The sequence below is a fragment of the Actinacidiphila acidipaludis genome, from assembly GCF_019890725.1.
GTDB classification, from domain to species: domain Bacteria; phylum Actinomycetota; class Actinomycetes; order Streptomycetales; family Streptomycetaceae; genus Actinacidiphila; species Actinacidiphila acidipaludis.
In genome coordinates this window covers 259,301-274,024 of record NZ_JAINZZ010000005.1, presented here as the reverse complement: position 1 = coordinate 274,024, position 14,724 = coordinate 259,301, and the positions used below count along the sequence as shown (strand labels likewise).

At 73.5% G+C, this 14,724-nt stretch carries 6 protein-coding genes and 1 pseudogene; all 7 read right to left on the bottom strand.

Annotated elements, in window-relative coordinates; all coding sequences use genetic code 11:
- A pseudogene (locus K7862_RS07095) lies at nt 1-9,192 on the bottom strand (hypothetical protein); the annotation flags it as partial.
- 3 nt (nt 9,193-9,195) lie between these two features.
- Nucleotides 9,196-9,534: a hypothetical protein gene (locus tag K7862_RS07090; RefSeq protein WP_222961544.1), complete on the bottom strand. Its 339-nt coding sequence runs from the start codon at nt 9,532-9,534 to the stop codon at nt 9,196-9,198.
- A complete protein-coding gene (locus K7862_RS07085) occupies nt 9,527-9,955 on the bottom strand; it encodes a YbaB/EbfC family nucleoid-associated protein (RefSeq protein ID WP_222961543.1) in 429 nt (142 codons plus the stop codon). The genes K7862_RS07090 and K7862_RS07085 overlap by 8 nt, the downstream gene beginning before the upstream one ends.
- Before the next feature lie 78 nt (nt 9,956-10,033).
- Nucleotides 10,034-13,135 (bottom strand): AAWKG family protein, encoded by a 3,102-nt coding sequence (locus tag K7862_RS07080; protein ID WP_222961542.1) that lies wholly within the window; start codon nt 13,133-13,135, stop codon nt 10,034-10,036.
- A gap of 57 nt (nt 13,136-13,192) precedes the next feature.
- On the bottom strand, nt 13,193-13,648 hold the full coding sequence (locus K7862_RS07075; protein ID WP_222961541.1) for a type VII secretion system-associated protein: 456 nt from the start codon (nt 13,646-13,648) through the stop codon (nt 13,193-13,195).
- 94 nt (nt 13,649-13,742) lie between these two features.
- Nucleotides 13,743-14,054, bottom strand: coding sequence for a WXG100 family type VII secretion target (locus K7862_RS07070; RefSeq protein WP_222961540.1), 312 nt, complete (start codon nt 14,052-14,054; stop codon nt 13,743-13,745).
- A gap of 55 nt (nt 14,055-14,109) precedes the next feature.
- Nucleotides 14,110-14,478 (bottom strand): hypothetical protein, encoded by a 369-nt coding sequence (locus K7862_RS07065; RefSeq protein ID WP_222961539.1) that lies wholly within the window; start codon nt 14,476-14,478, stop codon nt 14,110-14,112.
- Between the last annotated feature and the right edge of the window lie 246 nt (nt 14,479-14,724).

The following is a 14,724-nucleotide window of genomic DNA, read 5'->3' as shown; positions in this document are numbered from 1 at the left end:
GGGGGGGGGGGGGGGGGGGGGGTCCGGGGGGCGGGGGGCCGGGGGGGGGGGGGGGGGGGGGGGGGGGGGGGGGGGGGGGAGCGGGGAGGGAGGCGCGGACTCGGAACTGGTCGTCACGATGCGGGCGATGGGCTCGACGTCCGTCTCCGGGGCGGCGTCCTCAGCGGGCGGCGGCGTTGTGGGGACGGGGTGGGCCTCCGACCGCGGCAGCAGCACCTCGCCGTTGACCTCGATGGGGTCCAGCGTGTAGCTGTGCGAGCCGTCATGGACGGTGAGGGTGACGCGGGCGGTGCCGCCGAACGCCGCGTAGGGCCGGCCGGTGGTGGAATTCGCGGCGAGCTTGGCCGTCTGGGTGAAGCTCGTGGCGATGTTCCGGCGGTGGTTGACGCCCGCGCCGCCCAGCAGCGAGCCACCGAACTTGGACGGTTTCCAGTGCGGCCCGAGCAGGAAGCGCAACCCCAGGTCGCGCGAACGGCTCGGCTGGCTCACCCGGATGTGGTTGACCTCGTTGAGCGTGTACGCGTTGGTGCCCTCGTGCTCGATCGTGCGGAAGTCGAGGCCGGTGACGTCAGCCGTCCCGGTGATCCGCAACGACCCGGACCGGAAGAGCTCGACCTGCGTGCCGCGGGTCATCGCCGGGACGGCGCGCTCCAGGCGGGCGTCGCCGAGGGCGTGGCCGACGCGGTCGGCGAACCGGTTCGTGCGCCCCTCGCCGAGCCGGGTGCGGAGCTGGCGCAGCGCGTCGGCGCGGAACCGGGCGCCGTCGACCAGCCGCCGCACGATGCTGTCGCGACTCAGGCCGCGCGCCGGCAGCCCCCCGTCTGGCCGCTCGCCCGGATCGTGCCCGTGCTCGCCCTGACCGTGCCCGCCGGCCGGCGCGGTGTTCTGGACGATGCCCGGGCGCGGCGCCCAGCGGGTGTGCTCCTGGGGGTCCACCTGCGACTGCCGGGTGAGGAAGTCGATCCTCGCCGAGCCCGTGCCGGTGACCCGGTCGCCGTGCCCGAGCAGGCCGGTCGGACGGCTCATCTCGGCGTGCACGGTCGCCGTTCCGACGTGCGCGACCGTGGGAGCCTTCTTGCGGACGACGAGGCCCGAGGCGCCGCTCTCCGCGCGGGTGGTCGCCGTCTCCTCGCCGAAGCCGCCGTCGACCCGGCCGAACGCGGACAGGCCGGGGGCCCCGGGGTGCTGCACGGGCAGCGCGTCGCCCTGCACCTGGACGATCATCTGCCAGTTGCTCGCCCGGGTGGTCAAGGTGCTGACCGTGTGGACGGTCTGGCCGCCGGTCAGGAACTCGCCGGTGGTGCCGGACCCCGACTCCTCCAGCGTGTCGAGGTGGGCGCCGAGGACGACCCGGCCGCCGCGCACCGACTCCAGCTCCACGGTCTGCCGCTCACCGCGGCTCTTCGGGCCGAGTCCGTGCTGCACGGACATCGTCCTGACGTGCGGGGCGAGTTCGGCCCGCACCGCGGGCCAGTCGTCGCCGAACACCCGGCGGCCCTCGGTCGCGAGCCCGTCGAGGATGTGCGCGGCGACCAGGTCCTCGCCGGGCGTGCGGTGCTCGGCCGGCGGCGCCGGGGCGGTCGCGGGCGGCCGGGCTCCCTCGGTGCCTGCGACCCCGTCCCGCGGCGGAACGGGTGTCTCCCGGGTGGGCGTCTCGGTCGGTGGTTCGGTGCGGGAGTCCGTGGGCGTCTCGGTGGGCGTCTCGGTCGGTGGTTCGACGCGGGCCTCGGTCGACGGACCAAGGCCGTTTCCGGGCGCGGGCGTTCGTGTCTCCGGCGGCACGGGAGGGGGCAGGTGCGGGCGAACCTTCAGCACCAGCTGACCCGGGTCCAGCACCGGGTGTTCGGCCGGCGGGGTGCCGTCGGGCGAGTCGGCGGGAGCGGTCGACGGGTACGCGAACACCCCTTGGAGGCGGACCGGTTCCGGCGCCTCTGGGACACCGGAGAGCAGGTGGGCGCCCAGGTGCTTCTTGTAGGAGATCTCGAACCTGACCGGCTGGCGGAACAGGTCGTGCGGCTCGGCGATCTTGAAGCGTGCCGGTACCCGTTCCTCCTGTTCGCCGCTGGTGCCCTCGCCGGGATTGCCGGTCAGCCGGGTGCCGTCGCCCTGCAGCGGCGCCTGGACGTCCCGCGGGCGCACCGCGCCGGTGTGGGTGACCTGGACGCTCACCGAGCCGTGCGGGAAGGGCACGGCGAGCCGCCCGCCGGCGACCCACCGCAACGCGTCGTCGTGCAGGTGGCCGCGGGACGATTGCGCCTCGGCCGTGACGTCGGTCTCCAGCTTCTTCGTCGACCCGAGGTACGCGGCCTGCGGCTCGCGCACCGGGCGGACCTTGACGGTCAGCCGGCCGCCGGCCACCGGGATGTCGTGCGACCACTCCTGCCCGGACTGGTGGGCGAGCCGGGCGTTGAGCACGTGCGGCCCGAACTCCGTCTCGACGCCGCTCATCGCGGTGTCGAGGCCATTCCCGAGCACCGGCGCCAGGTCGTGCCGGATCGCCTCGACGAGGCCGGTGGACGGGTCCACGCCCAGCAGGACGTCCGACGGGTGCCAGCTCTCCTGCAACGCGTGCGGCGGCGGCTGCGGCGGCTCGTCCGTCAGGACCGGCGGCGTCCAGGTCAGCCCGGGTGCGGGCGCCGGCGCCCGCTGCGTGGTCACGTCGCCGGCGGGCGGCGGCGCCTGCTCAGCGGGTGTGCCGCCGGGCGCCGGGGGAGGGCCCCCGTCGGTTGCCGGTCGCGCGAACGTCACCGGCTCCAGCTCGATCGCCCCGGGCTCGTCGCCGGGAGCCGGGGGGAGGGGCCCGGACCGGATCGCGGTGCCGCCCGGATCGGCGGGCGTCGAGGAGGACGAAGCTGTCGGCTGACGGAACGTCAGTTTAAGAGGAGACGGTTCCGGTTTCGCCGTGGGCGGCACCGGACGCGGACCCCGCAGGCCGCCATGTCCGCCCGGCGCCGAAACGGCGGTCGTAGCGGTGGAGTTGACCGGCACAGTGCGCGGCCCCCACGTCAGGCCGGTGAGGAGGTTCTTCAGGAAGCGGCTCTTGGCGGCGGCCGGCGGGGTGTGGCCGAAGGCGGTGCGGGAGTCGGTGGCGAGGTGCGGAGCCGTGCTCTCGGTGGGCAGCGGCGCCGGCCGGGCCGGTGCCGGCGGCCGGACGAAGCCGGCCGGCTGGTCGCGGGTGAACGTCGGCGGCGCGTCGGCGTCGTGGAGCCGTGAGCCCTGCACCTCGCTGAGCGGGATCGCCACCTCGATCGGGAACAGCCCGGATTCGTGCACGGTCGCCCGGGGCCCGGTCATCGTGCCGTCCAGCCGCACCCAGCCCTCGAACACCGCCATGGGCTGCTCGAACTTCACCGCCACCACCGAGCGTTGCTGGTCGCGTTGCCGGTCGCCGTCCCGGACGGTGTGGCTGCCGCCCGCGATGACCTCGCCGAGCACGCTGCCGTCGGCGACGTCCCCGCCCCGGCCGCCGAGCCCGGGCTGCACGCTGATCTGCCGGGTGGAGGTGCCGGTCACCGCCCGGCCCTGGGTGTGCTCCGTACCCGGGCTGGACAGCGGCTGGATCACCCGGCTGAAGGTCAGCTCGTGGAAGTCCGCGGTCAGTGAGGCCCGGGTCGACGAGCCGGGGCCGGAGAGCCCGGTGCGGGTGAGCGGGCTGTGCTGCGTCATCCCCGGCAGCGCCGCCCGCACCCGGGTCAGGTGGAACCAACTGGCCGCCCGCGGGCGCACGGTGGCCCAGTCACCGCCGAAGGCGCGACGGCCCATCGAGTCGAGCATGCCGTGGAAGCCGCCGAGGTCCAGGTTGGTGACCCGGTCCATGCTGCCGAGGCCGTGCAGCGGCACGCTCCCGGCGTCGCCCCGCGGCACGGCCGGCCGGGGCGGCCGGTACGCCGGGCGCGGCGCCCCGCCGCGTGTGCCTGTGCCGGTGCCTGTGCCTGTGCCTGTGCCTGTGCCTGTGCCTGTGCCGGGCACGGTGCGGTGGCCGGTGCCCGGTCGCCACCAGGGGCCGGTGGCCTTGGAGTTGTGCTCGGTGGACGGCGCGTCCGGGTGCCAGATCCGCTGCGGCGGCGCGTACACCTGCGTGTCGCGGTAGCTGTCCGGCGGCGTGGTCGCGGATTTCTCGCTCAGCACCTCGAAGCCGCCCCGGGTCTCGTGGACGGCGCCCCGGAACGGCGCTCCCGCCGAGGTGGGCGACGTCGAGCCGGGCGCGTGCAGGACGAAGCGCAGGCGCACCTGCCCGCGCCAGCTCTGCCCCGCGGCGGGGTTGGTGACGGTGACGCGCTGCCGGAACTGGTGGCTGCCGGACTCGCCGAGCCCGTGGCCGAGGTTCGCGTTGCTGTCGAACCCGCCCGAGAACTGGCCGGTGTCGGTGCCGGCCTGCCCGCGCAGCCGCCCGGGCAACGGGAGTTGGCCGGACCAGGTGACCGTGTCCTGCCGGGTCTGCGTGGTGTCGGTCTCCGAGCCGTAGTGGAACTCCGTCGTCGCCGTCTCGCCGGTCGGACGCAGCATCGGGCGGCCGGGCCCCCCGCCGTCCCCGGTCCCGTCGGGCGGCCGGACCGCGGACGGCGTCCCGAGCGGCTCGGTGAAGCCGTGCACCTCCACCCGGCCGCCCGGCACGCCCTCCAACTCCAGGATCAGCGGCTGCTTGTTGGTCATCCCGTGCAGGTGCGCCTCGATCAGCTCCACGGACAGCCAGGAATCCACCTCGTTGGCGACCCGGCCCGCCTTGGCGCCGTAGGCGGTGGTGAAGGCGTCGGTCATCGGGCGGCTCGTGAGGAAGGACGTGATGCTGCGCCACCCCGGCCGGCCGTCCTGCGCCGTGCCGTGGGCGCCCGGGGCCGGGTCGTCGGGGATGAGGTGGAAATCGGTGACGACGTCGGAGCCGCGCAGTGCCCGCGACTCCCGCACCCGCGGCGGTCCGTCCGTCCGGGCGGGCGGCGCGATCCGCAGGTCGGTGCCGGTGGGCAGCGGCCCCAGCGTGTCGCGTGCCTCCTCCGCCTCGTCCCCGGCGTCGTCGGTGTGCCCGCCGTGCACCGCGTCCGTCAGGAGCGGAGCCGGGGTCGGGACCGGGACGTCCCGGGTGGGGACGGCGACGCGCGTGTCGAAGTCGAAGTCCTGCGTGGTGGCCAGCCGGTCGGCGGGCGCGTCGCTGAAGCGGTGACTGAGCACGGCCCGCACCGTGCCCTCGAACCGGGTGGCCGGCTCCACGGTCTTGCCGCCGCTGATCTGCCGGTCGGCCCGCTGGTCGCTCTGCGACCACTGGTGCTGGCGAGCGCCGAGCAGCGCCGCGCTGTCCCCGGCCCCGTGGCCGGAGACCTGGCCGCGGACCCCGCCGATGACCGTGGTGCGGCCGTCCTGGACGTCGGCCACCGTCTCGGTGGCGTCGGCGCTGTGCTCGAACTCGTAGGTTCCGACCGCGTCCTTGTAGCTGAGCCGGGAGGCAGCCGAGGCGCCGTCCAGATGCAGGGCCAGGCTGAGCGAGCGGCCCCGGCCGAGCGGCACGACGAGCGTGACCGGTCGGCCACCGCGCAGCATCCCCGGGGCCTTCGGGCGCAGGCTGCCGTCCGAGAACAGCGCCGTCGCCCGCTCTCCGCTGCGGTCCCACGCGGCCGTTCCGCCCGCCTGCTCGATCAGCGTCCGCACCTGCGCGAGCACCGCGTCGTCGGAGTGGAAGTCCTCCATGACGTCGAGTCCGCCCAGCCGCAGGTCGTCGCCGATCCGGGCCGGCAGCGCGGGCTCGGGCGCGGGACGCTGCTCGGCGGGCGGCGGGAGGTGCCGCTGCTCCCCGTCCTGGTCCCGGCCGTCCCGCTGTTCCTGCTCGTGGCCCCGGTCGCTCCGCTGCTGCTCCTGGTCCTTGCCGTCCTTGTGTGCGTCGTCGTGTTCGTCCCGGTGCTGGTCGTGCGGCTCGACGGCCGGCGGCGTCGTCGTGACGACGGGTTCGGCCGGGGGCGGGGTGCGGGTCTCGGTGGCGAGGGGCGGGGCGGGCTCGACCTCGGACTCGGCCGGGGGCGCGGGCGGCGCCGGGGCCTTGGGAGCGGGCGGCTGCTCGGCGGGGGCCTCCGGTTCGGGCACCGTGTCGGTGGCCCGCCGCGTGCCGCCCTGCTCGGTGGCCGTGGTGAGCGGGTGCGGCGGCGGGACGTCGAAGCGGGCCCGGTAGTCGGTCACCAGCGCCTGCGGGTCCAGGCCCCAGGGAGCCAGGTCGCGGGCGGCGAGCTGGAGGTCGGTGGCCGTCGCCGTCGCCGGGTTCCCCGGGTCGGTGAGGGCCGACTGGTGGGCGTTGTAGGCGTGGGCGAAGGCGTCCCAGGCGTCCAGAGGTTCCGCCGGGGCGCCCTCGCGGGCCTTCCCCTTGGCGCTGCTGGGGCCGGGGCCCTGGGCGTGCTGCCCCAGCGCCTGCCCCCAGGCGGCGCGCTGCTCGGGGCCGAGGGCCGGGAGCGGGCGCTGCGGCACGGGCCGCACCTCCGGGGCCGGGACCGGGGCCGGCGGCGGGGTGTGTTCGGTCGCCGTGGTCGGCACCTGCCGCGGCGGGGTGAGCGGGGCGTCGTCGCCCGGTCCCGGGGTGTGCTCCGGGGGAGTGGGGACGAGTGTGTCGGTGGTGGTCTCGGTCGGCGGGCGCAGGGCCGGGTCGCCGGTCGTGCCGGGCCCACCGTCCGTGCCGAGATCGGTTCCGAGGTCCGTCCCGAGATCCGTCCCGGTCCCCGGTCCGGTGCGAAGGCCGGGGTCCGGCGCGGACGTGCGAGGGCCGAGGTCCGTGCCGGAGGTGCGGATCGGCGGGGCCTTGTCGAGGCCGGACTCGTCCGCGGGTGGGGCCTGCCGGCCCGAACTGTCCCGGACCTCACCCTCGTTGCTGCCGTCCACGGCGCCGCTCCGGGCCGGGTCCTGCGGGCCGGTGGTGGGGCGCGGGGTGGGCGGCGGCTGCTCGGAGACGCCCTGCGGGGACGGCGTCCGGCTGTCGGCGGGCGCGGCCGGCGGGTTGACCGGCGCATTGACCGGCGGCGGGACGAGCGACTGGGCTTCCGTCGCTTCCGTCGTGTCCGTCGCGTCGTTCGTTCCCGGGTCCGGAACGGTGCTGGGCCCCGGCTGCCCGGTGCCGTCGTGCGGGGGGACGGGCGGCGGGGCGCCGCCGGGCAGCCGGAGCGGCTGCCCGCCGTTGGCGATCCGTCCGGCGATCTCGAACGCCTGGTGCTTCAAGGCCTGGTGGTGCCAGTCCGGTGACAACTGCCGGTAGTACGACGCGACCGTGTCGGAGTCGACGTGCGGTCCGGGCCGTCCGAGGCCGGTCAGCTCGGTGTTGACCTGGTGGACCAACTCGGAGTGCCGGCCGGGCGACAGCGGCGGCGGGGGCGGCTGGTGGAGGGTGCTGCCGTCCACCGTGGGCACGTACGCGGCGCCTCGGGAGCCGTCGAGCCCGGACCCGCCGCCGACCGTGCCCGGCAGGTGTCCGGTGCCGGAGCCGGCCGGCCGGGAGAGCGCGGGCGGGACGTCCAGGGAGTCCGAGCCGGGGGTGTGGCCGTCGGAGGCGGTCGTCACCGGTGCCGGTGCCGGTGTCGGAGCCGGGTGGGACGCGGGGCGCGGCTCGGGCAGCGGGGTCCCGTGGCCCCCGCCCACGCCCCCGTGGACACCCCCGTTGACCGGGCCGAGGTGGCCGCCGCCGAGCGAGCCGGGGTCCTTCAGAGAGCGCAGGGAGGAGCCCAGCCCGGAGCCCAGCGCGTGCGCGTTGACGTGGAGGGCGTGGCCGAGCCGGCCGCCGACCGCGCCGGCCAGGCCGGTGGCGAAGCTCGTGGTGAAGTGGCCGGTGGTGGCGAGGTTGTACACGCCCTCCGAGAGGTTCTGGTGGCCGGCCTCCAAACCGGCCATGGTGGTGTGGAAGACCACCTTGCGCCGCCAGTCGGGGCCGATCCCGCGGGCGACGCCGTGGCTCAGCGCGCCGCGCAGCCCGCCCATGTCCTTCGGCAGGCCGCCCAGCGCGCCGTCCAGCTCCTGGGCGAGGCCCTTGCGGCCGAAGTTGCGGACGAACGCGTCAGCCCAGTCCTCGCCGATCGCCCGGGCGGTGCCGGCGTCGAGAGTGCGCAGGTCCCGGGCGAACAGGTCGCCGATGGAGGAGCGGAACGCGTCGGAGGCGTCCTTGCCGAAAGCCCCGAACGCGTGGTCGTCGACGAAGCGGCCGGTGATTCCGGAGAAGTCCTTGAGGAACCCGGGTCCGAGCGCCACCGGGTCCGGCACGAGGTCCGAGAGGACCGGGTCCTTGGCGCCGGTGCCGTGCGGTCCCGTGCCGAGCGGGCCGCCGTGCGGCACCGGTTCGCCGTCCCCGTCGAGGTGCGGGCCGGGCCGGCCGCCGGGCGGCGGCACGCTGCGGTCGCCCGGGCCGCCGCCGGGGCCGTGTTCACCGGGTCCCTTGTCGAGACCGTCGCCGAGGTCCCTGCCGAAACCGCCCTTGCCCGGCGGCGGCTTGAGGTCCAGGTCGTGCGAGAGGTTGCCGAAGAGGTTCTTCGCGGTGTCCTTGCCGAAGATCCCGCCCAGTCCCTTGGCCGCCCAGTTGCCGAGGATCGGCACGAACGCGCCGAACGCGCCCTGGACCGCGCCGAACCCCACGGCCTGCTTGATGTAGTCGCCGCCGTGCGAGGTGGTCTCGCCGTCGTTCGACAGCGACCAGCGCACCAGCAGGTCCATCGCGGCGCCCAGACCGATGTTGAGGGCCTCGTGCTCGGCGATCATCATGGCCAGCCGGCTGATCAGGCTGCGCATGATGGCCCGGTACAGGGCGCGCAGGAACGACTGCTCGATCGCCGCCTCGATCGGGTTGAAGATCGCCAGGATGAGGGTGATCGCCCACTCCGCGAGGAACATCACGGCCTGGGCGATGATCATCCGGTTGGTGTAGTCGACCTGGTAGGCCGACTCGTGCCCGAAGTCCGCCATCGCCGCGGCCGTGTCGCGCAGGTTCTTGATGGCGTCGCCGCCCTTGCCGGAGGCGAACGTCGACATCGCCTGGGCGTACGCCTCGCTCCACCGGCCGTCGACGGAGCCGCTGACCGATCCGGCGATCTTGGCCAGTTCGGCCTGGAGGTCGTCCAGCGCCTTGGTCAGCGCGGTGTTGGGCTCCTCCACGACGGCACGGATCGCCGACGCGTCCGCTTCCGGGATGTGCATCCCGGTCAGGGAGACGACGATTCCGTCGAGGAACGGGTCAACGGCCACCGGTCAGCGCCGACCTCCGTCCCCGTGCAGGGCGTCGAGGGCGTCGGACTGAGCGTTGTGGAAGCCCTTCCCGGAGTTGACGGTCTTCGTGGCGGCCGAGGTGATGGCCTGGGCGAGGGCGTCGAGGGCGTCCCGCAGGTCGGCGTGCGGCTGCACGTACTTCTCCCGGAACGCCTCGGCGGTGTCACCGGTCCGGCCCCACGGCGGGTTGTTGGGGTCGAAGGCGCTGTAGGTCTCGTAGGCCTTGGCCAGTTGGCGGGCGGCAAGGCCCACCTCGTCGGTGACGCCGCCGCCCTGCTGGACCTCGCCGGGTATCGCCGCGAACACGTTGTCGTCAGCCACGGGGCTTGCCTCCAGAGGGGTCGAGCGGGCCGCCGGGGGCCCGCAGGGGGTCGAGCAGCCGGTCCAGGCCCAGCCCCTGGAGGCGGTCCTCGGCCGGGTCGGCGGCGGAGCCGCGCACCGCGCCCACCGCCTCGTCGAAGCCGGCCCGCACCCGCACCGTGAGCTCCTCGCGGGCGACCCTGATCACCTCCAGCACGGAGGCGGCCAGTTCCTGGCCGGACATCTTCTGGTGCCGGTTGCCGGGGAAGCGCAGTGCCGTGGGAGCGCCGTCGGCGCCGAGCGTGACCTCGACGGCGTCGTCGCGCGAGCGGGCGGTCACCTCCACGGCGGCGATCCGGTCCCTGGCCGCGACCAGGGCCTGCCGCTGCGTCTCGAACTCGGCCATCGCCTGGTCGAGCCGGCTGCGCAGGTCGTCGCTCACGGGTGGTCCTCCATGGTCACGGGTGGGGCGGTCACGGGCCGGTTCCGGCCCTGCGGGACAGCCCCGCGGAAAGGGGTCCTAACGGCCGAGGGAGGCGGGCATTCCCTCCTCGCCGGTGCCCCACACGTCGTCACCGTCCGACCAGCTGGACTGCGTGGAGGGCCGCTGCGCCGCGCCGCGGCCGAACCGGCCGCCCTGGCCGCCGGTCGGGGTGCGGCTCGGCAACTCGTCCGGATCGGCGTCCTCCTCCTCGAACTCGTCCTCGGGCGGCGGGGCGTACTGCTGGTGGCTGCCGCCCTGGATGAAGGCGCCGTCCCCGTCGCGCTGGGCGTACGTCTCGCGGACCCGCTCGCCCTCCCGCTGCTGGCCCTGCTGACCCATGCGCGACATCCCCATCATCATCATCATGGGGGACGCCAGTCCGCTCAGGCCCACCGCGTCGGTGGCCGGGGACGCTCCCTGGGCCCCGACGAGGCCCTCCCCGACGCCGCCCAGCGGCCCGGCGGCGGCAGCCTGCGCCGCGGCCACGGTCTGCGGGCTGGGGACGGTCTGGAACTCGCCGTTGGGGCCGGCGACGGTCGAGCTGCCGTCGGGGAACGTTGTGGTGGTATTGCCGAGGGAGTCCGTCGTGGCGACGGCCCCACTGGGGAAGTGCGTGGTCGTGTGGCCCTCGCCGTCCCGCAGGGTCAGCCCGCCGCCGTGGCCGCTGCTGGAGGTCGGCACCCGCGGCCCGCCGCCGGACAGGTCCGACTCGTTGCCCAGGCCGCCCAGTTCCTTGCCCGACCCGGTGCCGGTCCCGGTCGCGTCGGTGGTGGTGACGGTCCCGTCGGGGTGGACGGTGACGGTCGAGCCGTCGGGGTAGTGCGTGGTCATCGACCCGTCGCCGCCCAGCGTGGTGCTGCTGCCGTCGGGGTTGACCAGCGACTGCCCGTTGCCCAGGTGGCTGGTGACGGTGTGGCCGGACGCGTCCGTGGTGGTCACGGTGCCGTCGGGCGAGAGCGTCGTGTGGCTGCCGTCCGCGAAGTCCGAGGTCACGCTGCCGTTGGGGTTCTGCGTCATCGTCGTGCCGTCGGTCGCCGTCAGGTGGGTGACGCCGTCGGTGCCGGTGGTCTCCACCACACCGTTGCCGAAGTGGGTGGTGGTGCTGCCGTCCGGATGGGTGGTGACGAGGCTGCCGTCGGGCTTCTGCGTGACCGTGGAGCCGTCCGGGAAGTGCGTGGTGATCGAGCCGTCCGAGCCGAGCGCCGTGGTCGAGCCGTCCGCGTTGGTCAGCGTCTTACCGGGGTTGAGCCTGGTCGTGGTGGTGCTGCCGTCCGGGCGCGTGGACGTGACGGTGCCGTTGGGGGAGACGGTCGTGGAACTGCCGTCGGGGTACGTGGTGGTGACGCTGCCGTCGGCGTTCTGCGTGGTCGTCGAGCCGTTGCTGTTGCGGAAGCCGGCGAGGGCGGGGTCGACGGTGTTCGTCAGCAGGTCGCTGTTGGGCGTCGGCACGAAGGAGCCGGCAGGCCCGAGCAGCCCGGTCGGGCCGTTGGGGCCGGTGAAGAGGTTGCTGAGGTTGCCGAGGCCGCCCAGCCCGTTGGTGAAGCTGTTCCCGAGGCCACCCAGGCCATTGGTGAAGCTGTTCCCCAGGCCGCCCAGGCCGTTGCTGATGTTGTCGCCGAAGTGGTTCAGCCCGTCGTTCAGGTTGTTCAGGCCGCCGCCGACCGTCTGGAAGTCGTTGCCCAGGCCGTGCAGCCCGCTGTTGAGGTTGTTGCCGAGGCTGTCGCCGAAGTGGTTCAGGCCCGAGTTCAGGTTGTCGCCGAGGTTCCCAACGCTGTCGCCGAAGTGGTTCAGGCCGGAGTTGATGTTGTTCCCGAAGTTGTTGATGCTGTTGCCGAAGTTGTCCAGCCCGTTCTTGAAGTTGTTCATGCCGTCGCCGATGTTGTTCAGCGCCGTGTTGAGCTTGTCGTTGGCCTCGTCCGCCTTCGCCTTCTCGATCGCCGCCTCCTCCTTCTGGTACTCGGAGGCCAGCGAGACGGCGGGACCGGGGCTGAACTGGAAGGCGCCGTCCCAGTTCGGGTTGAGAACCCGGCTCCAGGACTGCTGCAGGGTCTTGATCACCGTGCGGGCCGGATCGTCCAGGTTAGTCTGGACGTTGGCGGTCCACCGGGCGATCGCCTCGTTGGCCGCGCCGCCCCAGGTGGCGGTGTCCTTCAGGTTCCCCCACGTCGTGGTGTCGGAGAAACCGGGAGCCGTGGTGAGCGTCGGGATCGGCGCGCCCGGGTTGCCCATGTAGCCGCCGTACGGGTTGAACTTGTCGTACGTGGTCACCTTCGTCAGGTTGTGGTTGTTCACCCACGTGACGATGTCGTTCATCACCGCCACCAGCACCTCGCGGGTGTCACCGCTGACCGTGTCCTGGGTGGTGGTGCCGTCCGGGTGGGTGTTCTTCACCGCGCTGCCGGTGTGGTTGACGAACTTCGTGAGGTGGTCGTTGAGGGAGCTGAGCGCGTCGTGCAGCGACACCTCCGCGCCCACGATCGAGTCCCCGAACTGGGTGGAGGAGACATATCCGGTCGACGGCGAGGTGTTCGCCGGGGAGAAGCCCGGTGGGATCAGGTCGGCGGTGAGGGTGTCGTACGTGTCGTGCAGGTCGTTGACCAGGTGGTAGAAGACGCCGGCCGCATGGCCCTTCCAGGCCGCGTTCTCGTCGCCGAGGCTCTCCGCCCACTGCTTCAGCGTCTCGGTGTGGTTCTTGAAGAACGTACCCGCGGCGTCGAAGGACTTGGCCATCACCGGGAACGTGGTGAGGTCCACCGCGTTGCCGGCGCTCGGATCACCGGCGCTGTCGTTGTCGGTGCGGGCGTCCACCGTCGTGTAGGGCTTGCCGACGAGGACCTTCAGCGCGTTCTGCGAGCGCGTCCAGTAGTGGAATCCGTCGCTCTGGTCGGTGAAGGTGACCGTGGCCTTGTAGCCGTCGACGTCGTCGCCGCTGCCGGCGTAGAAGTAGATGTCGAAGCCCTTGCCGTCCGGGTGCGGCCCGCCGGTGGCGCTGGTGCCCTCCTTCACCTTGTCGATCGTCACGTCCAGCCAGTGCAGGCCGCCCTGCCCCTTCGCCCCGGTGATGTCACTGCGGGCGGGCAGGGTGAAGCCGGTGACCAGGTTGATGATGTCTTCCCAGTTGTCGGCCGACGCGGCCATGCGGTACCTCCGGGAGGGACCCGGGCCGCGGCGGCGCGGCCCGGCGGGTGCGGGACGTCAGGACGAGGAGCCGTGGCCCGAGCCGGGCGGCTGCTGGCCGGTGGAGTCGCCGCCGTTCATGTCGAAGTCGTAGCCGGAGAGCGCGTCGACGAACTTCTGCCCGTCGATGGTGGCCAGCGTGTCGCCCTGGGTCTTCAGCATCGTGGTGATGACCTTCTGGAGCTCCTTCTTCAGCTCCTCGAAGGACTCCTTGTGCGTGCGCAGCACCTTGTCGATCGCCTGGGCGGCGTTCTGCGCGTTGCTCACCACGTTCTTGCCGCCGGTGGTGTCGTCACCGCCCATCTGGCCCATGGTGACCGGCGTCGGCGAGCTGCCCAGGTCGAAGAGGGCCGGCGGGGTCTGGCCGGCCTTGCGCAGGTTGGCGATGTCGGTGATGAAGGCGCTGACGTCGTCGTCGATGAAGTCCTGGAGCGCTTTCGCGTCCAGCTTCGTCAGATCGGCCTTGTGGGTCATCGCGGTGCCTTCCTGGCGGCGGTCGGTGTGGCGGGCCCGGCGCGGGGCAGGCCCGGGCGGCGGTCGGCCGCCGGGCGTGCCCCGGTGCGGGGGTTCAGAACTTGATCTCCTCGAAGCCCTGCGCGTTGCGGTACACCGTCTGCTTGTAGTTGTCCGAGATTCCCTCCAGCGTCTGCGCGTGGCTGGAAAGGATCGTGCTCAGCGCGTTCACCTCGGCGTTCCAGGTGGGCTGGACCTTGTTGTAGTAGACGTCGCGGTCCGGGCCGAGCCAGTTGGCGACGATCGCGCCCAACTCGCTCTGCAGGTCACTGACGATCCCGGCGATGCGCTGCGTCTGCTGCTGCATCTCCTCGGAGAAGGTCAGCGCCTGCCCGTGGTCGATGTAGATGCCGTCCTCGGCGGACATGGTGCACTCCAGAAGGTGGGAGGGGCAGGGCGGTTCGGGCTGCTCGGGCGCTGTGTCAGCTGGTCAGCGCGCCGTAGACGCCGTCGGAGACCGAGCCGTGGGTGATGGACAGGTGGCCCGCCTGCTGGACGGCGCCGAGGTTGTCGCTCTGCGTCTTGTTGGACGCCTGGAGGCTGTTGTCCAGCTGGTCCTCCATGGCCTCGCAGGTGGCCTTGATCCGGTCGACCTCCGCCGACCAGGCCGCCATCACCTGCGCGTACGCCTGGCCGTCGGGACCCTGGTAGTGCGTGGACAGCGTCGCGGCGGCGTCGGCCACCTGCTGCTGCACCGCGGTCATCTTGCTCCGCGCGGTCTCGAGGTAGGAGACCGCCTGGCTGTATGTCGCTGTCGACGACTGCTGCGTCGTGCCGGAGGGGGTGCTCATACGGTGTCCTTCCCGGTTGGCGGGCGACACCGGGCTGCGCGCCGGACCCCGGTGCGCGGGCGCCCCTTCGGGGGCCTGGTTGCACCGGTAGGCGGCGAACGGTGGCCCACTCGGACTGCGATCGCGCGCCAGCGTAAGCCGACCGCCAACTCACCTGCAACAAAACCTGGGTGAATCCTCTTCAACGATGAAAAGAATCACGCCGTTCAGCCAACTCCGGTTCCACGCACGGCATTTGCGCGATGT

Excerpts from the sequence above, each read along its gene's own strand:
- K7862_RS07065 (WP_222961539.1), bottom strand. The coding sequence starts at position 14,478 with ATGAGCACCCCCTCCGGCACGACGCAGCAGTCGTCGACAGCGACATAC.
- K7862_RS07080 (WP_222961542.1), bottom strand. The coding sequence starts at position 13,135 with ATGGCCGCGTCGGCCGACAACTGGGAAGACATCATCAACCTGGTCACC.
- K7862_RS07075 (WP_222961541.1), bottom strand. The coding sequence starts at position 13,648 with ATGACCCACAAGGCCGATCTGACGAAGCTGGACGCGAAAGCGCTCCAG.
- K7862_RS07070 (WP_222961540.1), bottom strand. The coding sequence starts at position 14,054 with ATGTCCGCCGAGGACGGCATCTACATCGACCACGGGCAGGCGCTGACC.